Source organism: Stenotrophomonas sp. SMYL11, assembly GCF_036320005.1.
In the GTDB taxonomy this organism is placed as follows: domain Bacteria; phylum Pseudomonadota; class Gammaproteobacteria; order Xanthomonadales; family Xanthomonadaceae; genus Stenotrophomonas; species Stenotrophomonas maltophilia_A.
The window spans coordinates 591,468-615,801 of record NZ_JAWIRS010000001.1 but is presented as its reverse complement, the minus strand read 5'-3'; the positions used below and the strand labels follow the sequence as shown (position 1 = coordinate 615,801).

Here is a 24,334-nt window from a genome sequence, read left to right as displayed (position 1 = left end):
TTTGTGTCATTCGGGGTCGTAGTCGAGGTTGGAGGCCAGCCAGCGCTCGGCCTGGGCGCGGTCCACGCCCTTGCGGCGGGCGTAATCGCTGACCTGCTCGCGGCTGAGGCGGCCGACCACGAAGTACTGGCTCTGCGGATGGCTGAAGTAGTAGCCCGACACGGCCGCCGTAGGCAGCATCGCGAAGCTCTCGGTCAGTTCCATGCCGGCGTTGGCTTCCGCCTGCAGCAGGTCGAACAGGCGGCGCTTCTCGCTGTGCTCGGGGCAGGCGGGATAGCCGGGTGCCGGACGGATGCCGCTGTACTGCTCGTCGATCAGCGCCTCGTTGTCCAGTGTCTCGGCATGGTCGTAGCCCCAGAAATCGATGCGCACGCGCTGGTGCAGGCGCTCGGCCAGCGCTTCGGCGAAGCGATCGGCGAGGGCCTTCAGCAGGATCGCGTTGTAGTCATCGTGGTCGGCTTCGAAGCGCGCTACGTGCGCGTCGATGCCGATGCCGGCAGTGACGGCGAAGGCCCCGATCCAATCCTGCTTGCCGCTGTCGGCCGGGGCGATGAAATCGGCCAGGCAGAAATCCGGGCGCTCGGCCGGCTTGTCCACCTGCTGGCGCAGGAAGTGCAGGGTGGTCTCGCCCTGCGGGTGCTGCACGCGCACGTCGTCGCCGATGCTGTTCGCCGGCCACAGGCCGAACACGGCCTTGGCGGTCAGCCATTTCTCATTGACGATGCGCTCAAGCATCGCGCGGGCGTCCCTGTACAGATCGCTGGCCTGGGTGCCGACGATTTCGTCGGTGAGGATGGCCGGGAACTTGCCGGCCAGCTCCCAGGCCTGGAAGAACGGCGTCCAGTCGATGTAGTCGACCAGTTCGGCCAGCGGGTAGTCGTCAAATACGTGCAGGCCGGGCTGGTTCGGTGCCGGCGGCGTGTAGGTGTCCCAGCCGCCCTGGAATTTCTGCCCACGCGCGTGTTCCAGCGAAACCAGGCGCTTGGCATCGCCACGGTTGCGATGGCGCGCGCGGATCTCGGCATAGTCGGCCTCGTTGGCGGCTACGAAGGCCTCGCGCAGGTCACGCGAGATCAGCGACTGGGCCACGCCGACCGCGCGCGAGGCGTCCTTCACCCACACCGTGGGCGCCTTGTAATGTGGGTCGATCTTCAGCGCGGTGTGCGCGCGCGAGGTGGTCGCTCCACCGATCAGCAGCGGCAGGTCGAAGCCCTGGCGCTGCATCTCCCGGGCCACGTGGCTCATCTCTTCCAGTGATGGAGTGATCAGGCCGGACAGGCCGATCAGGTCGGCGTTGTGCTCGCGCGCGGCATCGAGGATCTTCTGCGCCGGCACCATCACGCCAAGGTCGACCACCTCGAAGTTGTTGCAGGCCAGGACTACGCCGACGATGTTCTTGCCGATGTCATGCACATCACCCTTCACCGTGGCCATGATGATCTTGCCGTTGCTCTTGGCGGTGTCGCCACTGCGCGCCTTCTCGGCCTCGATGTAGGGCAGCAGGTAGGCCACGGCCTTCTTCATCACGCGCGCGGATTTCACCACCTGCGGCAGGAACATCTTGCCGGCGCCGAACAGGTCGCCGACCACGTTCATGCCATCCATCAACGGACCTTCGATCACGTCCAGCGGGCGGCTGGACGCCTGCCGGGCCAGTTCGGTGTCTTCTTCCACGAAGGCATCCAGGCCGTGCACCAGCGCGTGCGCCAGGCGCTGCGCCACCGGCTTCTCGCGCCAGGCGAGGTCTTCGGTCTTCGCCGCGCCCTTCTTGCCCTTGTAGCGCTCGGCGATTTCCAGCAGGCGCTCGGTGGCATCGCTGCGGCGGTTGAGGATCACATCCTCCACGCGCTCGCGCAGTTCCGGTTCCAGCTCGTCGTAGATCGGCATGGCGCCGGCGTTGACGATGCCCATGTCCATGCCGGCGGCAATGGCGTGGTACAGGAACACCGAGTGGATGGCCTGGCGCACCGTTTCGTTGCCGCGGAACGAGAACGAGACGTTGGAAACACCGCCGGACACATGGCAGTGCGGCAGCGTCTGCTTGATGATGCGGGTGGCTTCGATGAAGTCCACCGCATAGTTGTCGTGCTCTTCGATGCCGGTGGCGACGGCGAAGATGTTCGGGTCGAAGATGATGTCCTGCGGTGGGAATCCGATCTCGTCGACCAGGATGCGGTAGGCGCGGGTGCAGATCTCGACCTTGCGTGCGCAGGTGTCAGCCTGGCCGCTTTCGTCGAATGCCATCACCACCGCGGCCGCGCCATAGCGCAGGACCTTGCGTGCGTGCTCGCGGAACAGCGCCTCGCCTTCCTTCAGCGAGATCGAATTGACCACGCTCTTGCCCTGCAGGCACTTCAGGCCGGCCTCGATCACGCTCCACTTGGAGGAGTCGACCATCACCGGAATACGGGCGATGTCCGGCTCGGACATGATCAGGTTGAGGTAGCGGGTCATCGCCGCTTCCGAATCGATCAGGCCCTCGTCCATGTTGACGTCGAGGATCTGCGCGCCGCTGGCCACCTGCTGGCGGGCCACGTCCACCGCTTCTTCGTAGCGGCCTTCCTTGATGAGCTTGCGGAACTGCGCGCTGCCGGTGACGTTGGTGCGCTCGCCGACGTTGATGAACAGCAGGTCCGGAGTGATGACCAGAGGTTCCAGGCCGGACAGGCGGGTAGGGCGGACAGGCGTCATGGCAGGCGTCAGCTCAACAGCAATAGGGCGGGAAGTGCGGAACGGTGGCGGCGACATTCATGCGGCCTGCTCCTGGATACCGAGCAGGGCGCGCGGCGGCAGCCCGGCCACGGCCTCGGCGATTGCGCGGATGTGGTCAGGGGTGGAGCCACAGCAGCCACCGACCAGGTTCAACAGGCCATCCTCGGCGAAACCGCGCAGGGTGCTGGCCATGTCCTCGGGCGTCTCGTCGTACTCGCCGAAGGCATTGGGCAGGCCTGCGTTGGGGTGCGCGCTGACGTAGCAGTCGGCGACCTGCGAAAGGGTTTCCACGTGCGGGCGCATCGCATCGGCACCCAGTGCGCAGTTCAGGCCGATCGACAATGGGCGCGCATGCGCGAGCGACGCGTGGAAGGCCTCGGCGGTCTGCCCGGACAGCGTGCGTCCCGAGGCATCAGTGATGGTGCCGGAGATCATCACGGGCAACCTTGCGCCGCGTGCATCGAAGGCCTCCTCCAGTGCATACAGCGCGGCCTTGGCATTGAGCGTGTCGAAGATGGTCTCGACCATGATGGTGTCGGCGCCGCCGTCGATCAGGCCGTCAATGGCTTCGCGGTACGTGTCGCGAAGCTCGTCGAAGCTGGTGTTGCGAAAGCCCGGATCGTTGACATCGGGACTGATCGAGGCGGTGCGGCTGGTCGGGCCGATCACTCCGATCACGAAGCGTGGCTTGCCTGGTGTGGTTGCGGCTACCGTATCGCAGCAGGCGCGTGCCACCGCTGCGCCAGCCTTGTTCAATTCGTACACCAGGTGTTCGAGGTGGTAGTCGGCCTGACTGACCGAGGTGGCGTTGAAGGTGTTGGTCTCGACCAGATCCGCACCGGCTTCGAGATAGGCGGTGTGGATGTCGGCGATGACCTGCGGCCGGGTCAACAGCAGCAGATCGTTGTTGCCTTTGAGATCGTGACCTTCCGGTGTGCCGTGGTCGCAAGCGGGGCCATGCACATGATCGTAGCCACCGGCGAAGCGCTCGCCGCGGTAGTCGTCTTCCTGCAGGCCATGGCGCTGGATCATGGTGCCCATCGCGCCGTCGATGATCAGGATCCGCTCGCGCAGGGCGTCGAGCAGGGCGTTGGCACGATCAGGATGCAACCAGGGCAGGGCAGGCATGGCGATCTCGGGCTCAGGGCTTGTTGGCGATCAGCGAAATCACTTCGAAGTGCGGCGGGCGCTTTTCGCGGGTGACCGTCTCCAGGCTGGATACCTGCAGGCCGGCCTTGTCGACGAACCTGCGCAGCTCCTTGTCGCTGAAGCCGAGGTTGACGTGGCCGTAGGCCTCCACCGCCGCCTTGTGCTCGTGGCGGGCCAGGCTGCACAGCAGCAGGCGGCCGCCGGAGCGCAGCACGCGTGCGGCTTCGGTCACCGCCTGCGCCGGTTTGCTGGCGTAGGTCAGTGCATGCATCAGCACCACCAGGTCGAAGCTGCCGTCCTTGAACGGCAGCGCATGCATGTCGCCTTCGCGTACTTCCACATTGGGCAGGCGGCGCAGGCGCTCGCTGGCGGCAGCAACCACGCGCGCGCTGGTATCGATGCAGATGTAGCGCTTGGCATGCGGCGCGACGAGTTCGGCCAGCACGCCATCACCGGAGGCGATATCCAGCACGTCGCCGGTCTCCAGCAGCGGCAGCGCCGTGCGCGCCAGCGCCTCCCAGGTGCGGCCCGGGGAGTAGTGGCGCTCCATGTCGCCGGCCACGCTGTCGGCCCAGTTCTGGTCGGAGGCGCGGTGGGCCAGCACGGCGGCGACACGTTCAGCGTCCTGCCGCAGCAACGGGTCGTCGCTTCCATTGCTCAAGGCATGCCACAATGCACGCTGCGCCGGGTCCAGCTGGGCCTCGTCGAAGCGGTAATAGGCCGACACGCCCGCACGGCGGTCGCGGACCAGGCCGGCTTCCTTCAGGCGCGCCAGGTGGGTGGACACCCGCGGCTGTGCCAGCCGGGTGATCGCCGACAGTTCGGCCACGGTCAGTTCCTCCTGCTCCAGCAGCGCCAGCAGGCGCACGCGGGTGGCATCAGCGAACACCTTGAGGCGGGTCGACCAGTCTTCCAGATCCATAAATATCTACCTATCGCGATATAGAGATATATTCGCCGAGAAGACCTTCCGCGGTCAAGTCGCTGGCGTACGGAAACTGGCGGGCCCCGGTACAATCGAGGCACCTGGGCGCGCGGTGCGCGGCCCATAACTTCATGTACCCGGGAGGGTGTTGTGGATTTCAGCTTTACTGAAGAACAGTTGATGCTGCAGGACGTGGCGCGGCGCATCGCGCAGGAAAAGATCGCCCCCAGCGCGGAGCACCATGACCGCACCGGCGAGTTCCCGCTGGACAACATCCGCCTGCTGGGCGAAAACGGCCTGATGGGCATCGAAGTGCCGACCGAATACGGTGGCGCGGGCATGGACCCGGTGGCGTACGTGCTGGCGATGGTGGAGGTCGCCGCCGCCGACGCTGCCCATTCGACCATCATGTCGGTCAACAACTCGCTGTTCTGCAACGGCATCCTCACCCACGGTACCGAGGAACAGAAGCAGAAGTATGTGCGTGCCATCGCCGAAGGCGAGGCCATCGGCGCGTTCGCGCTGACCGAGCCGCAGTCCGGTTCGGACGCCACCGCCATGCGCTGCCGTGCAGTGAAGCAGGCCGATGGCACCTTCGTCATCAATGGCAAGAAGAGCTGGATCACCTCCGGCCCGGTGGCCAAGTACATCGTGCTGTTCGCAATGAGCGAGCCGGACAAGGGCGCGCGCGGCATCACCGCATTCCTGATCGATACCGACAAGGCGGGCTTCGGCCGTGGCAAGACCGAGCCGAAGCTCGGCATCCGTGCTTCGGCCACCTGCGAGATCGAGTTCAACGATTACGTGGCGCAGGCTGAGGATGTGCTGGGCCAGGAAGGCGAAGGCTTCAAGATCGCCATGAGCGTGCTCGATGCCGGTCGCATCGGCATCGCCTCGCAGGCCATCGGCATCGCCCGTGCTGCCTATGAAGCGACCCTGGCGTACGTGAAGGAGCGCAAGGCATTCGGTGCAGCCATCGGCACCTTCCAGATGACCCAGGCCAAGATCGCCGACATGAAGTGCAAGCTGGACGCAGCCCTGCTGCTGACCCTGCGCGCGGCATGGGTGAAGGGCCAGGGCAAGCGCTTCAGCACGGAAGCGGCTGTGGCCAAGCTGACCGCCTCGGAAGCGGCGATGTGGATCACCCACCAGGCCGTGCAGATTCATGGCGGCATGGGGTATTCGAAGGAAATGCCGCTGGAGCGCTACTTCCGTGATGCCAAGATCACCGAGATCTACGAAGGCACCTCGGAAATCCAGCGTCTGGTGATCGCCCGCAACGAGACCGGGCTGCGCTGAGTCGCAACGGCCGCGCCGCTGCAACGGCGGCGCGGCCAGTAGTTCCACGCCATACGTGGATACACGGTCCACTTGGCCGAGCGATACCCGATCTGTTCCAATGCAGGCCGTTTTTACGCGGTCTGCAAATATGATCTATCGTGGTTGGGGATTCATGACGCTGGTGACGCCGATTGCAGCCATCCTGCTGCTGGCGTACTTCTTCCCGCATGAAGGCTCCAAGGGCAACACGCCGCTGGCGCAGGTTCTGTTGGGTGCAGGCATCGGCGCAGCGGTGAACGTACTGCTGGGTCTGTGGCTCAACCGTGCGCCCCGGCAGAAGGGTGTGGCCGCACCCCATCACTTCTTCTTCGTGCCGATGCAGTGGGCTGCACTGGTGATCGTGGCGGTGTGCGCGGTGGTTGCGCTGCTGCGCTGAGACGTTGCCCGAACAGCGCCAACCAAGGTTGGCGGCTACCGGGCATGCCGTTGCTCTGGTGGATGCCAACCTTCGGGCATGCCGTTGCTCTGGTGGATGCCAACCTTCGGGCATGCCGTTGTCCTGGTAGATGCCAACCTTGGTTGGCATGGATTCAAAAGCGGCAAGAAAAAAGGCCCCGGATTGCTCCGAGGCCTTTCTCGTTTCAACTCACCGCTGGATCAACGATCCGGACGGTGTGCAGCATCTGCATCGCGCTGGCGTTCCATGAATTCCTTGGACGGTTCATCCAGCTTGTCACCCAGCATGCGGCGGACGACCACGAAGAACACCGGGATCATCAGCAGGCCGAGCAGGGTGGCGAACAGCATGCCGCCGATCACGCCGGTACCGATGGCGTGGCGGGAGTTGGCGCCGGCGCCGGTGGAGATCGCCATCGGGATCACGCCCATGATGAACGCGAACGAGGTCATCAGGATCGGGCGGAAGCGCAGGCGAGCCGCCTCGATGGTGGCATCGCGCAGGTTCTTGCCTGCTGCGCGCTGCTCCACCGCGAACTCCACGATCAGGATCGCGTTCTTCGCCGCCAGGCCGATCACGGTGATCAGGCCAATCTTGAAGAACAGATCGTTGGGCAGGCCGCGCAGCATCGACAGGCCGAGGGCACCGAGCACGCCCAGCGGCACGACCAGCAGCACCGCCACCGGGATCGACCAGCTTTCGTACAGGGCCGCCAGGCACAGGAACACCACCACGATGGACAGCACCAGCAGCAGCGTCGCGGCGTTGCCGGCCAGGATTTCCTGGTAGGACATGCCCGACCAGTCGTAGCCGAAGCCGGCCGGCAGATCGTCGTTGACGATGCTCTCCATGGTCTGCATCGCCTCACCCGAGCTGGTGCCCGGGGCCTGCGAGCCGACGATGTTGATCGCCGAGTAGCCGTTGTAGCGGCTCAGCGACGGCGGTGCCGACACCCATTCGGACTTGACCACCGTGTTGAGCGGGATCATCGCGTTGGTGCCGTCGGCATTCTTGGTCAGGCTGGACGGGCTGTAGAAGCTCTTCAGCGACTCCTGGCCGGTGCGATACGGGCCATCGGCCTGCATGGTCACGCGCTTGATGCGGCCTTCGTAGAAGAAGTCATTGACGTACACCGGGGCCAGCATCAGCTGGATGGTGCTGTACACGTCCGACACCGACATGCCCATCGACTGCGCCTGCACGCGGTCCACGTGCAGCTGCAGCTGCGGGGCGTTTTCCAGTCCGTTCGGACGCACGCCGACCAGTGCCTCGGGCTTCTGCGCGGCGTTGCCGAGCAGGATGTTGCGCGCCTGGGTCAGCTGCTCGTAGCCGGCACCGCTGCGGTCCTGAAGCCACATGTCGAAGCCGCCGAACTGGCCGAGGCCCTGCACGGTGGGCAGGTTGACCACGAAGATCTGCGCTTCCTTGATGCCGTAGAACGCGCCGTTCATGTTCTGGATGAACTCGGGCGCGGTGAACTTGCGTTCCTCCCACGGCTTCAGGCGGATGAAGCCCATGCCCACGTTCTCGCCGGAACCGACGAAGCTGAAGCCGGCGACCTGCAGCATGCCTTCATAGCCATCCTGCTTTTCCAGGATGCCACGCATCTGCGCGAACACTTCGTTGGTCTGGCCCTTGGTCGAGCCCGGCGGCAGCTGCACGATCGCCAGCGCATAGCCCTGGTCTTCTTCCGGCAGGAAGCTGCCCGGCATGCGGGTGAACAGGAAGCCGCACAGCGCGGTCAGCACCACGAACAGGATCATCCAGCGCGGCGCATGGCGAACCGCCGAAGTGATGTGGCCCACATAGGTATGGCTGATCTTGTCGTAGTACTTGTTGAAGGTGCGGTAGACGATGTTCGGGTTGTCGTTGTGCGTCGGCTTGAGGAAGGTCGCGCACAGCGCCGGGGTGAAGCCCAGTGCCAGGAACGCCGAGAACGCCATCGAGATGGCGATGGTCAGCGCGAACTGCTTGTAGATCTCACCGGCGGCGCCGCCCTGCAGGGCGGACGGGATGAACACCGCGGCCAGCACGACGGTGATCGCCACCACCGCGCCGGTGATCTGGGTCATCGCCTTCTGCGTGGCCGGCTTCGGCGCCAGGCCTTCCTCGGTCATGATGCGTTCGACGTTCTCGATCACCACGATCGCGTCGTCGACCACGATGCCGATCGCCAGCACCATCGCGAACAGGGTCAGCTGGTTGATCGTGAAGCCGATCATCCACATGCCCAGGAAGGTGCCTAGCAGGGCCACCGGGATGACCAGGGTCGGGATCAGGGTGGCGCGGAAGTTCTGCAGGAAGATCAGCATCACCAGGAACACCAGGAACACCGCTTCAAACAGTGTCTTGACCACTTCCTGGATGGAGATCTTGACGAAGGTGGTGCTGTCGTACGGCGAGAACCAGGTCACCCCGGACGGGAAGCTGGGCTGCAGTTCGTCCATCTTGGCGCGCACCGCATCGGCCACGTTCAGGGCGTTGGCGCCCGGCAGCAGCTGGATGGCAAAGGCGCCGGTCGGCTTGCCGTTGTACTGGGTGTCGAAGCCGTAGTTGTTGGCACCGAAGGCAACGCGGGCGATGTCCTTCAGCAGCACGCGCGAGCCGTCAGCGTTGGCGCGCAGAATGATGTTCTCGAACTCCTGCGGCGAGCTGAAGCGGCCTTCGGCCGACACCGTGGCGGTGAAGTGCTGGCCTTCCGGCGACGGGTCAGAACCCAGCGCACCGGCGGCGAACTGCACGTTCTGCGCACGCACCGCGGCCAGCACCTGGCTGGCCGACAGGCCATATCCCTGCATCTTTTCCGGGTTCAGCCAGATGTTCATGGCGTACTCGGAACCGAACTGCTGGGTGCTGCCGACGCCGGGAATACGCGAGACCTGGTCGAGCACGCGCGAACCCACGATGTCGTTCAGGGCGTCACGGTTGATGGCCGGCGTATCGGACTGCAGCGCGATCACCATCAGGAAGCCGGCGTTGGCCTTGGCCACCACCACGCCTTGCTGGGTCACTTCCGAAGGCAGTCGTGGCGTGGCCAGCGAGACCTTGTTCTGCACCTGCACCTGGGCGATGTCCGGATCGGTGCCGGTCTCGAAGGTCAGGGTGATCTGCGCGCGGCCGTTGGAGGCGGACGAGGAACTGAAGTACAGCAGGTGATCGATACCGGTCAGCTGCTGCTCGATCACCTGGGTGACTGATTTCTCGGTGGTGTCCGCACTGGCGCCCGGGTAGGTCGCCGAGACGGTGACCTGTGGCGGGGCGATGTTGGGATAGGACTCCACGCCCAGGTTGAGGATCGCGATCACGCCGCTGAGCGAGATCAGGATCGCAACCACCCAGGCGAAGACTGGATGTTCGATGAAAAATTTAGGCATGACGGAAGGTTCCCGTTACTGCTTGTTCGAATCGGTGGCGGCCGGCTTGGCCGCATCGGCCTGCTCGGGCTTGGCCGCGTCGGCCGGTGCCTTGCCTGCGGCCGGAGCTGCGCCCGCCGGAGCGGCGCCGCCTGCGGCAGGCTTGCCGTTGGCGTCCTGCCCCGGGGTCCACGGCTTGGCGACTGCCGGTGCACCTTCCTTGACCTTCTGCACGCCGGCCACGATCACCTTGTCACCGGCGGCCAGGCCGTCGCTGACCAGCCAGTTGCCGTTCTGCGCGCCATCGGTCTTCACGTTCTTGCGCACCACCTTGCCGTCGGCACCGACCACCATCACGTAGCCGCCGGTGGTGTCACGCAACAGCGCCTGCTGCGGCACCAGGTAGGCGTTGTTGCGCTCGCCCAGGTTGGCCTGGAAGCTGACGAAGGCGCCCGGCAGCAGGATCTGCTGCGGGTTCGGCAGCAGCGCACGCAGCGACACCGCGCCGGTGGCCGGGTCGACCGTGGTCGAGGAGAAGTCCAGCGTGCCCGGCTCGCTGTAGGTGCTGCCGTCGGCCAGCTTGACGTTGACCGTGGCCTTGCCGTCACCGGACAGCGCCAGCGCACCCTTGGCCTGCTGCGCGCGCAGCTGGGTCAGTTCGTCCACGCTCAGCGAGAAGTTCACGTACAGCGGGTCGAGCTGGTCGACGGTGGTCAGCAGGGTCACATCGCCCTGGCCGACCAGCGCGCCTTCGGTGACCTGCTGCTTGTTGGCCACGCCGCTGATCGGCGCGGTCACTTCGGTGTAGCCCAGGCTGATGCGCGAGGAGGTCACCGCCGCTTCGGCCTGCTTGACCGCGGCCAGTGCGGTGCGCTCGGCCGATTCGGCGTTGTCCAGGTCGGACTTGGAGACGAACTGCTGCGGCGCCAGCGAACGCGCGCGGTCCGCGGCCACCTTGGCATTGGCGTAGGTGGCGCGGGCCGAGGCCAGCTGGGCCTCGGAGGCATTGAGCGAAGCACGCAGCGGCGCCGGGTCGATCAGGAACAGGGGCTGGCCCTGCTTGACCTGCGAGCCTTCCTGGTAGACGCGCTTGAGCAGTACGCCCGGCACGCGCGCGCGCACGTCGGCGCTGCGGAACGGCGACAGGCGGCCGACCAGCTCACGCTGCAGCGGCAGGGTCTGCGGCTTGGCGTCGATCACGCCCACCTCCGGCGGCGGGGGCGTCTGCTGTTCCGGCTTCTTGCAGGCAGCCAGCGCGACAGCAACGGCGCACGTCAAGGCAAGGGTGCGGAGTGGGGCGGTCATCAGGAGGAACTCCGGGGTTGGTTTGAAGATGGGGCCGCAGACGGCTGAGGCGCGAAGGCGCGCAGGAAGCTGTCGACGGAGAACTCTGCCCAGCGCCGACGCAGCTGCGCGTCATCACGATGGGGGGTATGGAAACGCTGTTTGTCGAAATCCTGACCGGCGATCATGCTCAGCAGCAGTTCGGCCATGAAGTGCGGGTCGTCATGCCGGAGCTGGCCACGCATGCAAACGGTTTCAATCCATTCAGCAAGATGAAGCGTCAGCGCGCCGGCACCATGCCGGTACAGCGTACGCGCCTCTTCGGGAAACTGGGCTGCGTCGGCGGCGATCAGCCGACAGGCCTGCCCTACGTGCGGTTGGTTGAAATGCTCCAGGAAGTCGGTGGCGAACTGGAGCAGGCTGGCACGCAGGTCGTCAGTGCGGAGTGCACGAACCATGGCGCCGGTAGCGTGGCCGACATGGCGCTGCATCACCCGGCGCAGCAGTTCCTGCTTGCTGCCGTAGCGCGAGTACAGGGTCTGCTTGGAGCAGCCGGCATGCTGGGCCACCGCGTCCATGCTCATCTGCATGCCCTGCTGGGCCAACAGCTCGCGCACGGCATCGAACACGCGCTCATCGCGTGCGTCGAGGGCAACGGGGAGGTAGGCCGGGTTCACGCGGTGGACTATACCGTCCAGTTCAGGATTGTGGAATCGAATCGGCGTCGCTGCGTGTGTCTTCCGGTAACACGCTTTGCCGATCCTGTCGGCAGTGCTGAAGCAGGCGCCAGCACCATACCGGTGCGAACTGAATAGGCGTCTAAACCGCAGCAAACCCGAATCTGGTTATTCCGTCCTGCAGCAAGGCCTTTTCGTGCGGTAGGGCTACAATTTCATTTTCCCAACTGAGCAAGCGCATCGCTCTGCCATGAAACCGCAAAAAACCGCAGCCAAGACCGTGAAAAACAAGACCAAACCAGCAGAAGCGGAGGTCGCAGTGACCGCTGGTTTCTCCCTGGAGCCGGTGTACACGGCATTGCGCAAGCGTTACCCCGCGGCCGCACAGGCCGAAGCGGTGGCCTTCGCCACTGACTTCTACAAGCGCATGGAGTCGGACGAGTTCCCGCACCACAGCGCTGAAGAGTGGGCCGCTCTCGCGGCTGAGACGCTGGAATTCGCCCGTGCCCGCAAGGCCGGCAAGGCCAACGTCCGCGTGTTCAATCCGACCGCGAAGGCCAACGGTTGGGAATCGCCGCACACCGTACTGCAGATCGTCAACGACGACATGCCGTTCCTGGTCGACACCGTCACCATGTCGCTGGCCGAACAGGGCGTGGGTGTTCACGTGCTGGGCCACCCGGTGCTGCGTTTCACCCGCGACAAGGCCGGCAGGCTGGTCAAGGTCGGCGAGGGTGATGCCGAGTCGGTGATGCTGCTGGAGATCGATCGACAGCCGGCCGAAGCCATGGCGGCCATCGAGCAGGCCATCGGCAAGGCGCTGGACGAAGTGCGTGCGATCGTGCGCGACTGGCAGCCGATGAAGGACAAGGCGCTGGCGCTGGCCGACGACCTGGGCAGCCGCCAGCTGCCGGTCGACGACGCGTCGCGCAAGGAAGCACAGGAATTCCTGCGCTGGGCCGCAGACAACCACTTCACCTTCTTCGGCTACCGCGAGTACCGCGTCGAGAAGCAGGGCAAGGAAGAGGTGCTGGCGCCGCTGAATGACACCGGCCTGGGCCTGATGCGCGGCAAGGACAAGTCCGCCGCCCGTCCGGTCAAGACCCTGGCCGCGCAGGGCCTGAACACCACGTCCGGGCTGAAGGACGCGCTGATCCTGACCAAGACCAATGCCCGTTCGCGCGTGCACCGCGCCGGCTACATGGACTACATCGGCGTGCTGGAATTCGACGCCAAGGGCAAGATCATCGGCGAGCAGCGCTTCCTCGGCCTGTTCACCTCCAGCGCCTACAACCGTCGCCCGTGGGAGATCCCGCTGGTGCGCCAGCGCCACGAGCACGTGATGAAGCAGTCGGGCCTGGCCTCGGCCAGCCACAGTGGCAAGGCCCTGCGCCACATCCTGGAAACCCTGCCGCGCGAAGAACTGTTCCAGTCCAGCGAGGACGAACTGTTCCGCACTGCCATGGGCGTGCTGGGCCTGCAGGAGCGCGTGCGCAGCCGCCTGTTCCTGCGCCGCGACAAATACAGCCGTTTCATCTCCGCGCTGGTCTACCTGCCGCGTGAGCGCTTCAACACCGACGTGCGCCTGCGCATCGAGGCGATGCTGAAGGACGCGCTGCACGGCGAGTACGTGGACAGCTCGGTGGTACTGGGCGAATCGCCGCTGGCCCAGGTGCACCTGATCGTGCGCCCGAAGCCGGGTGAAATGCTGGACGTCGATACCGCCGAACTGGAGCAGAAGCTGGCCCAGGTGCTGCGCAACTGGCAGGACGACCTGCGCGAAGCACTGGTGACCCGCCACGGCGAAACCGAAGGCCTGCGCATCGCCGCCCGCATCGGCAAGGCGCTGCCGGCCGGCTACATCGAAGACAACAGCACCGCCGTTGCCGCCAACGATGTCAGCCAGCTCGATGCCCTGACCGGCCCGGACGACCTGCGCCTGAGCCTGCAGGCCGTGCCGCGCGAAAGCGGTGATGGCCTGCGCCTGAAGCTGTATCGCCAGCTGGACGACATTCCGCTTTCGGACGCGCTGCCGATGATGGAAAACATGGGCCTGCGCGTGATCGCCGAGCGTCCGTACCGCCTGTCGGTCGACAACGCCCCGGTGTACGTGCAGGACTTCGAGGTCGAGTCGACCGCCGGCGCGATCGATGCCGCCAGTGTCGATGAAGCCTTCGGCGAGACCTTCGCCCGCGTCTGGCACGGCGATGCCGAGAACGACGGCTTCAACCGCCTGGTGCTGGCCGCCGGCCTGCACTGGCGCCAGGTCGCCATGCTGCGCGGCTACTGCAAGTACCTGCTGCAGACCGGCGTGCCGTTCTCGCAGGCCTACGTGGAAGGCACCTTCGCGCGCTACCCGCTGCTGGCCCGCCTGCTGGTCGAGCTGTTCGAAGCGCGCTTCGATCCGGCTACCGGCCATGAAAGCAAGGACGATATCGCCGCCGGCCAGGCCCAGCTGAAGGCCCACTTCGATGTGCTGGCTGCTGGCGACGACGCCACCCTGAAGGTGCTCAAGACCGTGGTCGACGCCCGCAAGGGTGACCGCGACGCGCAGATGCAGGCCGCGCGCGATGCGCTGCTGAAGCTGATGGACCGCGTGTCCAGCCTGGACGAGGACCGCATCCTGCGCTCGTTCATGGGCGTGATCGACGCGACCCTGCGTACCAGCTACTACCAGACCGATGCCAACGGCCAGCACGGCCATGTCATCAGCTTCAAGTTCGATTCGGCGCTGGTGCCGGACCTGCCGAAGCCGCGCCCGTACCGCGAAATCTTCGTCTACGGCCCGCGCGTGGAAGGTACCCACCTGCGCTTCGGCGCGGTCGCCCGTGGTGGCCTGCGCTGGTCGGATCGTCGCGAAGACTTCCGTACCGAAGTGCTGGGCCTGGTCAAGGCGCAGATGGTCAAGAACACCGTCATCGTGCCGGTCGGCGCGAAGGGCGGCTTCTTCGCCAAGACCCCGCCGGTGAACGGAGACCGCGACGCGATCTTCGCCAACGGCGTGGCGTGCTACAAGCTGTTCATCCAGGGCCTGCTGGACATCACCGACAACATCGTCAACAACAAGATCGTGCCGCCGGTGGATGTCGTGCGCCACGACATGGACGATCCGTACTTGGTGGTGGCTGCCGACAAGGGCACCGCGACCTTCTCCGACATCGCCAACGGCCTGGCCATCGCCCACGGCTTCTGGATGGGCGATGCGTTCGCCTCCGGTGGTTCGGTGGGTTACGACCACAAGGGCATGGGCATCACCGCACGCGGTGCATGGGAGTCGGTCAAGCGCCACTTCCGTGCGCTGGGCCGTGACAGCCAGAGCCAGGACTTCACCGCCGTCGGCGTCGGCGACATGTCCGGCGATGTGTTCGGCAACGGCATGCTGCTGTCGCGCCACATCCGCCTGGTCGCTGCGTTCGATCACCGCCACATCTTCCTGGACCCGAACCCGGATGCGGCCACCACGTTCGTCGAACGTGAGCGCCTGTTCACCGTGCCGCGTTCGAGCTGGGCAGACTACGATGCCAAGCTGATCAGCAAGGGCGGCGGCGTCTACCCGCGCAGCCTGAAGTCGATCGAGATCACCCCGCAGGTGCGTGAAGTGCTGGGCCTGGACGAGAACGTCAAGGCGCTGTCGCCGAACGACCTGATGAGCGCGATCCTGAAGGCACCGGTGGATCTGCTGTGGAACGGCGGCATCGGTACCTACGTCAAGGCCGCCAGCGAGCAGCACAGCGATGTCGGCGACCGCGCCAACAACGCGCTGCGCGTGAACGGTGGCGAGCTGCGCTGCAAGGTGGTGGGCGAAGGCGGCAACCTGGGCATGACCCAGCTGGGCCGCATCGAGGCTGCCCAGGCCGGCGTGCTGCTCAACACCGACTTCATCGACAACTCGGCCGGTGTCGACACCTCCGACCATGAAGTCAACATCAAGATCCTGCTCAACGATGTGGTGCGGGCCAAGAAGCTGACCGTCGAGCAGCGCAACAAGCTGCTGGCCTCGATGACCGATGAAGTCGCCGAGCTGGTGCTCAACGACAACTACCGCCAGAACCAGGCGCTGAGCCTGATGGAGCGGATGGCGGTCAAGCGCCTGGGTTCCAAGCAGCACTTCATCCGTACCCTGGAACAGCAGGGCCTGCTCGATCGCCAGATCGAATTCCTGCCGTCCGACGCCGAGCTGTCGCAGCGCAAGGCACGCGGCCAGGGCCTGACCCGTCCGGAACTGTCGGTGCTGCTGTCCTACTCCAAGCTGGTGGCGTTCGCCCAGCTGCTGGATTCGGACATCCCGGAAGATCCGTACCTGTCCAAGGAGCTGCAGCGCTACTTCCCGACCCCGCTGCAGAAGAAGTACGCCGACGCAATGGAGCGTCACCGCCTGAAGCGCGAAATCATCGCCACGGCCGTGACCAACCAGACCATCAACCGCATGGGCGCCACCTTCCTGATGCGCATGCAGGAAGACACCGGCCGTTCCATCGCCGAGGTCGCCAAGGCGTACACCATCAGCCGTGAAACGCTGGATGCGCGCGCGCTGTGGGCGCAGATCGATGCCCTCGACGGCAAGGTGCCGGAGTCGGTGCAGATCGATGCACTGGAAGTGATCTGGAAGCTGCAGCGCTCGTTCGTGCGCTGGCTGCTGTCGCGCCCGGGCGCGATGCCGGGCATCACCGAAGCGGTCAACCGCTACCAGGGGCCGTTCAACGACATCCGCGTTGCTTCGGGTGTGCTGCCGGATTCGCAGCGTCCGACCTACGAAGCCCTGGTGGCCGAGTGGAAGGAAAAGGGCCTGCCGTCCGCGCTGGCGCAGCAGCTGGCCGAACTGCACTTCCTGGAGCCGGCGTTCGACATCATCGAACTGGCCCGTACCCGCAAGCTGAAGCCGGTGGACGTGTCCAAGGTCCACTTCCGCCTGGGCGATGCCCTGCAGCTGCCGTGGCTGTTCGAGCAGGTCGATGCGCTGGAGGTCAACGGCCGTTGGCACGCCGTGGCACGTGGCGTGCTGCGTGACGAGCTGGCCGCCAACCACCGCAACCTGGCGGGCCAGGTGCTGGGCACCAAGGGTGGCAGTGCCGAAGCCAAGGTGGCCGCATGGATGGGTCGCGACGACAACAGCCTGCGCTTCACCCTGGCGATGCTGGCCGAACTGGCCGAGCAGAAGACTCTGGACTACCCGACCGTCTCGGTCGCGGTCCAGCGCCTGGGCCAGCTGGCCGCACATGGTGCGTAAGTGATGTAACGCCGGGTTATGCCCGGCGTGCGTAGAACGGAACGGCCCCGCGAAAGCGGGGCCGTTTTTGTTTTGCGGCGCATGCCTGGGGCGGGTAGTGCCGGCCGCGGGGCGGGCGCCGGGCGGGGCCCCGCCCCCCCCCCCCCCCCCCCCCCCCCCCCCCCGCCGCCCGCCCCCCCCCCCCCCCCCCCCCCACTACCGGGTATGCTCTTGCTGGCACACCCACCCGGATCCACCGATGAGCGACACCCCCCGCATCGCTTTCCTGGCCAGCACCACTGAACCTGCGCAGATGGCCCGCGCGGCCATGGTCTCGCGCTATGGTGACCACGCGCCGGAGCAGGCCGACGTGCTGTGCCCACTGGGCGGCGATGGCTTCATGCTGCAGACCCTGCACCGGCATGGGCACCTGGGCAAGCCGGTGTTCGGCATGAAACTGGGCACGGTCGGCTTCCTGATGAACCAGTATCGTGGCGACGATGACGTGCAGGCGCGCATCGCCCGTGCCGAACCGGCCAACCTGCGCCCGCTGGAAATGGTGGCACTGACCGAATCGGGCACCAGCACCGGTTCGCTGGCCTACAACGACGTGTCATTACTGCGCCAGACCCGGCAGGCGGCGCATATCGGCATCGACCTCAACGGCCAGGAACGTGTGGCCGAACTGATCGGAGACGGCGTGCTGGTGGCCACCCCGGCTGGGAGTACCGCCTACAACTATTCCGCGCACGGACCGGTGCTGCCGCTGGGCTCGCATACCATCGCGCTGACGCCGCTGGCCCCTTACCGGCCGCGACGCTGGCGCGGGGCGATTCTCAAGGCCGACACCGAAGTGCGTTTCCGCGTGCTCGATCCGTACAAGCGCCCGGTCAGCGTCACTGCGGATTCGCACGAGACCCGCGACGTGGTTGAAGTGACCATCCGCGAGTCGAAGGACCGGCGTGTGACCCTGCTGTTCGACCCGGAGCACAACCTGGAAGACCGGATCCTGAGCGAACAGTTCGTTTTTTGACGACAATAGGCGGCCGGCCCCGCCGACCGCTTGAAGGACCCCCACCGATGGGCGACAACTCCCCCCGTTTGCTGACCGTCGCGGTGACCTCGCGCGCCCTGTTCGACCTCGAGGAAAGCCACGCGCTGTTCGAGAGCGATGGCGTGGCGGCCTATGCCGAATTCCAGCGCCAGCACGAGGACGATATCCTCGGCCCCGGCGTGGCCTTCCCGGTGGTGCGCAAGTTGCTGGCGCTGAACCAGGGCGCCAGCCCGGAGAACCCGCGGGTCGAGGTGATCCTGCTGTCGCGCAATTCGGCCGATACCGGTCTGCGCATCTTCAATTCGATCCAGCACTACGGCCTGGGCATCATCCGCGCGACGTTCACCGCCGGCGAGCCGACCTGGCCGTATGTGAAGCCATTCGGCACCGACCTGTTCCTGTCGGCCAACCCCGAATCGGTGCGCAGCGCGCTGCGCCATGGCATCGCGGCGGCAACCATCCTGCCCAAGCCGCCGGGCGAGACCGCTGCGGCAGCGGCCGACCAGATCGATACCGGTCGCCCGGCCGGCCAGCTGCGCATCGCCTTCGACGGTGACGCGGTGATCTTCGGCGACGAGAGTGAGCGCATTTCGCGCGAGCAGGGCGTGGAAGCTTTTGGCCGCCACGAGCGCGAGCGCGCCCGCGAGCCGCTCAGCGGCGGGCCGTTCCGTGGCTTCCTGTCGGCGCTGCACACGCTGCAGGAAGTGTTCCCGGCCGGAGACAGTGCACCGATCCGCACCGCACTGGTGACCGCGCGTTCGGCACCTGCGCACGAACGGGTGATCCGCACCCTGCGCGAGTGGGGTGTGCGCCTGGACGAGGCCCTGTTCCTCGGCGGCCGCCACAAGGGCCCGTTCCTGCAGGCGTTCGGTGCCGACATCTTCTTCGATGATTCGCAGCACAACATTGACAGCGCCCGAGAGCATGTGGCCGCCGGCCATGTGCCGCATGGCGTTGCCAACGAGGGTTGAAACCTGCCGGGTGGGTGCCAGCCGTTGGTTGGCACTGCCATGCATCGGCGCCCACCAAGGTGGGCATCTACCGAAGCGCTGTACCCCGGTAGTTGCCAACCTTGGTTGGCGCCGTCCTGGATCCATGCCCACCAAGGTGGGCATCTACCGAAAGCAGGGCCATCGAAGGGGCATGACCCGTCAAGGGCTGCCCGACATCCCCAGCTGCAGGTCCACCACCTTCCAGCGCAGGCCCTGCGGTTCCAGCACCACCTTCAACGGCGGCTGTCCGGGGCCGCGATCGACATCGATCACGAAGCGGTCCAATGCTTCGAAATGGTGCTCGGCATGCTTCAGCGGTCGCGCCGGTTCGGTCGGGCCGAATGCATCGCCCCCCTGCAGTTCATTGCGGCCACGCTTCCACAGCACATGGCCCTGCAGCATCGCGCCGATGCCAGTCGGAGTTACCAGGGTCTCCACCGCCGCACCGCCCAGCTGGTCGCCCAGCCCGTAGAGCAGGGCGCCGAAGGGGCTGGCAGCTACATCCGGACCGGCCTGGCGCACCAGGTAGTCGTTGAGCTGGGCTCGCACGCTGCTGCGCACCCGCGGGAAGTCGACGTAGCGCTCCAATCGGGCGGTGTCGCGCTGTTCGATGGCCTTGGAGAGGCCATTGACGGTCATGTACGGGCCGCCGAACCACCAGGCGGCCAAGGCCAGGACCAGCAGCCCAACGAGTGCGGTGAGTTTCTTCATGCCGCCCAGACTGCCGCAACCGCAGCAGCATGGGGTGAAGACTCAATGACTGGGAGATCCGCGGCCATCACCGAAGGCGTCCACCAGCTGCTGGCGTTCGGCTGCGGTCAGTGCCTCAAGCCGTGTCGCCAGAACTTCGTCCAGGCTGGCGGTGCGGGTGGTACCCAGGATGCCACTGGCCACGCCGGGATGGCCGAGTGCGTAGGCAAACGCGGTCTGGGCCGGGCGCTGGCTGCGGATGGCGGCGAGCGCCTTCCGCATACTGCGTGCGCTGCGCATCAGTTGACGGCTGCTTGGCTTGAGCCAGGCCCTGGCCAGGTACCAGGCATCCGCCGGTCGTGGCAGGCGCGGGCGTGGTGGCAGTAGATGGCCCTGCGCCAGCACGGTGCCGGCCAGTACGCCGATGCCCAATGCGTGCAACTGGTCGATGAGGGGTTCACGGTCCTGCTGCAGGGCGTTGTAATCGAGCAGCACCACGTCGAACAGCGTGGGATGGTCGATCATCCAGCGCAGGGTCGATGCCGTGTGCGTATTGATGCCGGTGTGCCGGATCAGCCCGCGTTCGCGCAGGCGTTGCAGTGCGGCCAGCAGGTCATCGTTGATGTCGTGCTGGCTGGCACCGTGCAGCTGGTAGATATCCAGGTAATCCAGGCCGAGGTTGCGCAGCGAGGCCTCGCAGCTGGCAGTGATGGCTTCCGGCGAGAAATTGCGTTGCTCGGCGCCGCTGATGCCGGCCTGGCCGGTCAGTGTGCCGCCCTTGCTGGAGATCACCAGCGACTCGCGCGGGTATCGCTTCAGCAACGGGCGCAGGATGCGGCCCAGCCGCGGCTCTGCGTGGAAACCGGAATAGTTGTGGCCGGTGTCCAACAGGTTCACGCCCTGTGCCAGTGCATGTCCGACCACGTGCGCGGCCGACTGTTCCGGGAAGCGGCGATGCCCCCAGTAGCCGGAACAGCCCAGGCCTACCGGCGAAACCGGCAGGCCGGTGCGGCCCAGCGTGCGGCGTTGCTGTGCCAACGGCATCAGAACTCCAGGTCCAGCGCGGCGCACAGGTAGTCGACGAACGGGCCGAGTGCGGCCAGGTCCTTGCCCAGCGTGGACAGCAGGCGCGGGCCGGTCATGGTGGCGTCGTCCAGCGAGCGCCACATCACCCAGTTGCGGTGCTTGAGGTCGTCGATGAACTCGAAATCGGCCGGGAAGCCGCGCGGAGGCCGCACCAGCTTCTCGCTCTCCTCAAAATCAAAGCGCTTGCGCAGCGCGGGAGCATGCGCGGCCGCCTTCCAGCTGCCCGGGTTGTCGAGGATGAAGTGGCGCACGCGGCGCTGGGTTTCCGGTTCCGGGTGCCACAGGCCGGCACCGACGAAGCTCTCGCCCGGCTGCAGGTGTACATAGAACGAGGGCGCGGCCACCTCGCGGCGGCGCTCGTGGAACAAGCGTGCGCCCTGCCAGGTCTTGTACGGGGATTTGTCGTTGGAGAAGCGCGCGTCGCGATGGATGCGGAACAGCGAGCCGCCGACGCCGCGCGTATCGGCGCGGAAGTGGTCGCTGACCTCGGCCAGCGCCGGCTGAAGGTCACCCAGCAGTCGCAGGAACGGCTGCCGCACGTGGTCTTCATACTGTTGGCGATGGTCGTTGAACCATGCCTTGTCGTTATGCCGCGCCAAGCTGCGCAGGAACTTGAAGCTGGCGTCCGAAAAATAGGTACTCACAAGGTCTCCTGCAGGTGCTGGCCCCAGTCGCGCAGCGATTGCAGCAGGGCCTGGCGCCGTGCATCGTCGGGCGCTTCGGCGGCCAGTGCATCGAGCTGCTGCTGGTACTGGGGCAGGTTGAGTTCGCCCAGCCCGCCGTCTCCGAGCAGGCGCTGGCGACGGTAATCCTGCCAGCGCTGGCGTTCAGCCGGTGCGAGGCTGTCGGGATGATTGCGCGCGCGGTAACGGAACAGCAGCTCCGGCAGGCGCGGGTCGCGGAAGCGGCCTTCCAGCGCGGCCAGCTGCTTCGGCGCGGTGGTGCGTGCCAGCGCAAGCAGCGGCTTGTCGCCATTACCGAGGAAGCCGTCGTACAGCGAGGCATCGACATCGGCCACGGTGGCAGCGCGGGGCTGGTTGTAGACCTGTCGGGCCTTCTCGGCCAGCTGCGGGGCGAACGCGCGCAGGCGTTCCACCTTGGCCTCGATCGCGGCCACGTCCAGGCCGAGGCGCACGTGGTCATCGGCGCGCAGGTGGTTCCAGGCGATCAGCGCCGGAACCTTGTTCAGATGCACTTCCTTCAGCGGCACCCGCGCCACGCCTTCGGGCAGCTCGCTGGCGCGCATGTACAGGCGTTGTGCAATCACCTCGGCCGGCAGTTCCAGCAGATCGTCGATCTCGCCTTCCAGGTCGAACACGATCACCCGGTTGTTGATGGTCGGGTGCGCGGCCAGCGGCAGCACCGGGGCCGCGCACAGGCGACTGGCCGGGTAGCGCATGGAAATGTGCAGTACCGGCTTCATCGCGGCCACGTCCAGCAGGCTGCCGACGAAGCGTTTGTCGCGCAGCTTCAGGGCGTAGTCCCACAGGCGCGGCTGCGACTGCTTGAACAGGCGTGCCATGCCGATGGTGGCGCGTACGTCGGACAGCGCTTCGTGCGCATCGCCTTCGCGCACGTTGTTGGCCTCGGCCAGGTGCTCGAGCTTGAACGAGGTGGCGCCATCCTCGCGCAGCGGCCACTGGATGCCGTCCGGGCGCATCGCGCGCATCAGCCGCAGCATGTCCAGCAGGTCCCAGCGCGAATTGCCGTTGCGCCACTCGCGTTCGTACGGGTCGTGGAAGTTGCGGAACAGCCCGTAGCGGACGAACTCATCGTCGAAGCGCAGCGTGTTGTAGCCCAGCGCACAGGTGCCGGGGCGCGACAGCTGCTCGTTGATGCGATCGAAGGCCTCGGCTTCGCTGATGCCCTCGGCCAGTGCCTGCTGCGGGGTGATGCCGGTGACCAGGGTGGCCATCGGCGAGGGCAGCAGGTCATCGGCCGGGCGCACGAAGAAGCTGACCGGGGTGTCGATTTCGTTGAGATCGGCGTCGGTGCGGATCGCGGCGTACTGCGAGATGCGCGTGCGCCGCGGGTCCTGGCCGAAGGTTTCCAGATCGTAGAACAGGAAGCTGTCGGCCATCAGTGCGCGCCCTCCAGGACCGGCAGTTGCGCGTGGATCTGCGCTTCCAGCGCCGCCCAGTCGATGTTGTCCAGTGAATCGTGGCCGGCGGTGGCGGCCACCAGCATGTCGCGCTGCAGTTCGGTGCGACGCAGCGCCTCGGCGTACGGCGTGTGCAGGAAGGTGACCATCGTGTAGTGCGGTACGAAGCGGGTCGGCCAGCGCCGCTGCAGTTCCTGTTCCAGTTCTCGCTGCAGCAGGAAGGCGGGATCGGCCACGCGGTCGCGCATCTCCAGGTAGTTCTCCAGCGCCATCTGCTGGATGGCACGTGCATTCGGCTTGCGCTCGGCTTCGAACGCGGCGAACGCAGCTTCCAGATCATCAGCCTCCATCAGGTGGCGGGCCAGCGCAACGCAGTCCTCGAACGCGCAGTTCATGCCCTGGCCATGGAACGGCACCATGGCATGCGCGGCGTCGCCGATCAGCACGGCGCGGCCCTGCTGGTGCCAGCGTTCCAGGGTGAGCGTGCCAAGCAGGCCCGGTGGATGCTGTTCCCAGTCCGCGCGCAGGTTCGGGATCAACGGCAGGGTGTCGGCGAACTCGCGTGCGAACAGCGCCTCGGCCTGTGCGCCGGTGTTGACCGTGGCGAAGCTGGGGTCGCCCTGGTTGGGCAGGAACAGGGTGACGGTGAAGGTGCCTTCATGGTTGGGCAGGGCGATGCACATGTAGTGGCCACGCGGCCAGATGTGCAGCGCATTGCGCTCGATGCGGAAGCTGCCATCGGCAGCCGGCGGGATCTCCAGCTCCTTGTAGGAGTGGTCGAGGAAGGCAATGTCCTCACCCAGCGGCGCGCGCCGGTTCATCGCCGCACGCAGTGCCGAACCGGCACCGTCGGCACCGATCAGGGTGTCGAAACGGATGTCGTGTGGGCTGTCGTCACGGTCATCGATGAAGCGTGCGTAACCCGCATCGAAATCGACGGTGTGCAGGCGGCGATGGAAGTGCACGGTGGCGCCGGCCTGTTCGGCCAGCTCCAGCAGCGTGGTGTTCAAGTCGCTGCGGTGGATCGACCAGATCACCTCGCTGTCGTCGCGGCCATAGCGCTGCAGCTGCGGTTCGCCCTCGCGCGGGTGCACCATGCGCCCGCGCATCATCACCGCGCGCGCCATCACCTCGTCTTCCACGCCCGCCTGACGCAGTGCGTTGCGCCCACGCTCGGCCAACGCCAGGTTGATCGAGCGGCCGCTCTCGTAGTCGGCCACGCGTGGATCGCCGCGGCGTTCGTACAAGGTGATGCGCCAGCCCTGGCGTGACAGCAGGATGGCCAGCAGGGACCCGGCAAGGCCGGCACCGATAATGCTCAACGAGCGGGAAGCATGTGCGATCAACGAACTGTCCAGCAGTAGGGG

General features: G+C 66.2%; 16 protein-coding genes. 5 read left to right on the top strand and 11 right to left on the bottom strand.

The annotated features are described in order from the left end of the window. Window positions 1–6: 6 nt before the first annotated feature. From metH to V3B46_RS02835, 3 genes are read right to left on the bottom strand one after another with little or no spacing between them, the layout of a single operon-like run. Window positions 7–2,691, bottom strand: a complete 2,685-nt coding sequence (metH, locus tag V3B46_RS02845) for a methionine synthase (RefSeq protein WP_329891084.1) — start codon at window positions 2,689–2,691, stop codon at window positions 7–9. Window positions 2,692–2,748: 57 nt separating this feature from the next. Beyond that, window positions 2,749–3,840 carry a homocysteine S-methyltransferase family protein gene (locus V3B46_RS02840; protein ID WP_329891083.1) on the bottom strand — a complete coding sequence of 364 codons (1,092 nt, stop codon included), beginning with the start codon at window positions 3,838–3,840 and terminating at the stop codon, window positions 2,749–2,751. A gap of 13 nt (window positions 3,841–3,853) precedes the next feature. Beyond that, complete coding sequence (locus V3B46_RS02835; RefSeq protein ID WP_032127664.1) at window positions 3,854–4,783, bottom strand: ArsR/SmtB family transcription factor; 930 nt, start codon at window positions 4,781–4,783, stop codon at window positions 3,854–3,856. Window positions 4,784–4,936: 153 nt separating this feature from the next. Here V3B46_RS02835 and V3B46_RS02830 point away from each other — a divergent pair, with 153 nt between their 5' ends. Both V3B46_RS02830 and V3B46_RS02825 read left to right on the top strand, forming a co-directional pair. Continuing rightward, the gene (locus tag V3B46_RS02830; RefSeq protein WP_125892114.1) at window positions 4,937–6,085 is read left to right on the top strand and encodes an acyl-CoA dehydrogenase family protein; all 1,149 of its coding nucleotides are present in this window, start codon (window positions 4,937–4,939) and stop codon (window positions 6,083–6,085) included. Window positions 6,086–6,239: 154 nt separating this feature from the next. Further along, window positions 6,240–6,503: a hypothetical protein gene (locus V3B46_RS02825; protein ID WP_329891082.1), complete on the top strand. Its 264-nt coding sequence runs from the start codon at window positions 6,240–6,242 to the stop codon at window positions 6,501–6,503. A 221-nt stretch (window positions 6,504–6,724) separates the two neighbouring features. Here the strand turns inward: V3B46_RS02825 and V3B46_RS02820 are convergent, their stop codons facing one another. The 3 genes from V3B46_RS02820 to V3B46_RS02810 are packed head-to-tail and all read right to left on the bottom strand — an operon-like array spanning window position 6,725 to window position 11,838. Continuing rightward, on the bottom strand, window positions 6,725–9,898 hold the full coding sequence (locus V3B46_RS02820; RefSeq protein WP_164171341.1) for a multidrug efflux RND transporter permease subunit: 3,174 nt from the start codon (window positions 9,896–9,898) through the stop codon (window positions 6,725–6,727). A gap of 15 nt (window positions 9,899–9,913) precedes the next feature. After that, window positions 9,914–11,182, bottom strand: coding sequence for an efflux RND transporter periplasmic adaptor subunit (locus tag V3B46_RS02815; RefSeq protein WP_049422071.1), 1,269 nt, complete (start codon window positions 11,180–11,182; stop codon window positions 9,914–9,916). Next, window positions 11,182–11,838, bottom strand: coding sequence for a TetR/AcrR family transcriptional regulator (locus tag V3B46_RS02810; protein ID WP_154353640.1), 657 nt, complete (start codon window positions 11,836–11,838; stop codon window positions 11,182–11,184). Before V3B46_RS02810 ends, V3B46_RS02815 begins: the two co-directional genes overlap by 1 nt. Window positions 11,839–12,088: 250 nt before the next feature. On the opposite strand from V3B46_RS02810, the gene V3B46_RS02805 reads away from it, so the two are divergent. The 3 genes from V3B46_RS02805 to V3B46_RS02795 all read left to right on the top strand — a co-directional run bounded on the left by V3B46_RS02805 (window position 12,089) and on the right by V3B46_RS02795 (window position 19,069). Further along, the gene (locus tag V3B46_RS02805) at window positions 12,089–17,065 is read left to right on the top strand and encodes an NAD-glutamate dehydrogenase (protein ID WP_154352925.1); all 4,977 of its coding nucleotides are present in this window, start codon (window positions 12,089–12,091) and stop codon (window positions 17,063–17,065) included. 238 nt (window positions 17,066–17,303) lie between these two features. Beyond that, complete coding sequence (locus V3B46_RS02800) at window positions 17,304–18,077, top strand: NAD kinase (RefSeq protein WP_006376667.1); 774 nt, start codon at window positions 17,304–17,306, stop codon at window positions 18,075–18,077. A 47-nt stretch (window positions 18,078–18,124) separates the two neighbouring features. After that, window positions 18,125–19,069, top strand: coding sequence for a 5'-nucleotidase (locus V3B46_RS02795; RefSeq protein ID WP_005417414.1), 945 nt, complete (start codon window positions 18,125–18,127; stop codon window positions 19,067–19,069). Window positions 19,070–19,249: 180 nt separating this feature from the next. On the opposite strand, the gene V3B46_RS02790 is transcribed toward V3B46_RS02795, so the two are convergent. The 5 genes from V3B46_RS02790 to V3B46_RS02770 are packed head-to-tail and all read right to left on the bottom strand — an operon-like array spanning window position 19,250 to window position 24,313. Then, window positions 19,250–19,801, bottom strand: a complete 552-nt coding sequence (locus V3B46_RS02790; RefSeq protein WP_329891081.1) for a DUF2939 domain-containing protein — start codon at window positions 19,799–19,801, stop codon at window positions 19,250–19,252. Between the two features lie 42 nt (window positions 19,802–19,843). Beyond that, entirely contained in the window at window positions 19,844–20,824 is a 981-nt protein-coding gene (locus V3B46_RS02785; protein WP_154352923.1) for an aldo/keto reductase, read from the bottom strand. Next, entirely contained in the window at window positions 20,824–21,510 is a 687-nt protein-coding gene (locus tag V3B46_RS02780; protein ID WP_032127674.1) for a DUF2461 domain-containing protein, read from the bottom strand. The genes V3B46_RS02785 and V3B46_RS02780 overlap by 1 nt, the downstream gene beginning before the upstream one ends. Then, window positions 21,507–22,946: an exodeoxyribonuclease I gene (gene sbcB, locus V3B46_RS02775; RefSeq protein WP_329891080.1), complete on the bottom strand. Its 1,440-nt coding sequence runs from the start codon at window positions 22,944–22,946 to the stop codon at window positions 21,507–21,509. The genes V3B46_RS02780 and sbcB overlap by 4 nt, the downstream gene beginning before the upstream one ends. Continuing rightward, window positions 22,946–24,313, bottom strand: coding sequence for an FAD-dependent oxidoreductase (locus tag V3B46_RS02770; RefSeq protein WP_329891079.1), 1,368 nt, complete (start codon window positions 24,311–24,313; stop codon window positions 22,946–22,948). The genes sbcB and V3B46_RS02770 overlap by 1 nt, the downstream gene beginning before the upstream one ends. Window positions 24,314–24,334 lie beyond the last annotated feature (21 nt).

What these genes read in the sequence shown, in the direction of transcription:
- metH (WP_329891084.1), bottom strand. Translation starts at nt 2,691, where the DNA reads ATGACGCCTGTCCGCCCTACCCGCCTGTCCGGCCTGGAACCTCTGGTC.
- V3B46_RS02840 (WP_329891083.1), bottom strand. Translation starts at nt 3,840, where the DNA reads ATGCCTGCCCTGCCCTGGTTGCATCCTGATCGTGCCAACGCCCTGCTC.
- V3B46_RS02835 (WP_032127664.1), bottom strand. Translation starts at nt 4,783, where the DNA reads ATGGATCTGGAAGACTGGTCGACCCGCCTCAAGGTGTTCGCTGATGCC.
- V3B46_RS02825 (WP_329891082.1), top strand. Translation starts at nt 6,240, where the DNA reads ATGACGCTGGTGACGCCGATTGCAGCCATCCTGCTGCTGGCGTACTTC.
- V3B46_RS02820 (WP_164171341.1), bottom strand. Translation starts at nt 9,898, where the DNA reads ATGCCTAAATTTTTCATCGAACATCCAGTCTTCGCCTGGGTGGTTGCG.
- V3B46_RS02815 (WP_049422071.1), bottom strand. Translation starts at nt 11,182, where the DNA reads ATGACCGCCCCACTCCGCACCCTTGCCTTGACGTGCGCCGTTGCTGTC.
- V3B46_RS02805 (WP_154352925.1), top strand. Translation starts at nt 12,089, where the DNA reads ATGAAACCGCAAAAAACCGCAGCCAAGACCGTGAAAAACAAGACCAAA.
- V3B46_RS02800 (WP_006376667.1), top strand. Translation starts at nt 17,304, where the DNA reads ATGAGCGACACCCCCCGCATCGCTTTCCTGGCCAGCACCACTGAACCT.
- V3B46_RS02795 (WP_005417414.1), top strand. Translation starts at nt 18,125, where the DNA reads ATGGGCGACAACTCCCCCCGTTTGCTGACCGTCGCGGTGACCTCGCGC.
- V3B46_RS02790 (WP_329891081.1), bottom strand. Translation starts at nt 19,801, where the DNA reads ATGAAGAAACTCACCGCACTCGTTGGGCTGCTGGTCCTGGCCTTGGCC.
- V3B46_RS02785 (WP_154352923.1), bottom strand. Translation starts at nt 20,824, where the DNA reads ATGCCGTTGGCACAGCAACGCCGCACGCTGGGCCGCACCGGCCTGCCG.
- sbcB (WP_329891080.1), bottom strand. Translation starts at nt 22,946, where the DNA reads ATGGCCGACAGCTTCCTGTTCTACGATCTGGAAACCTTCGGCCAGGAC.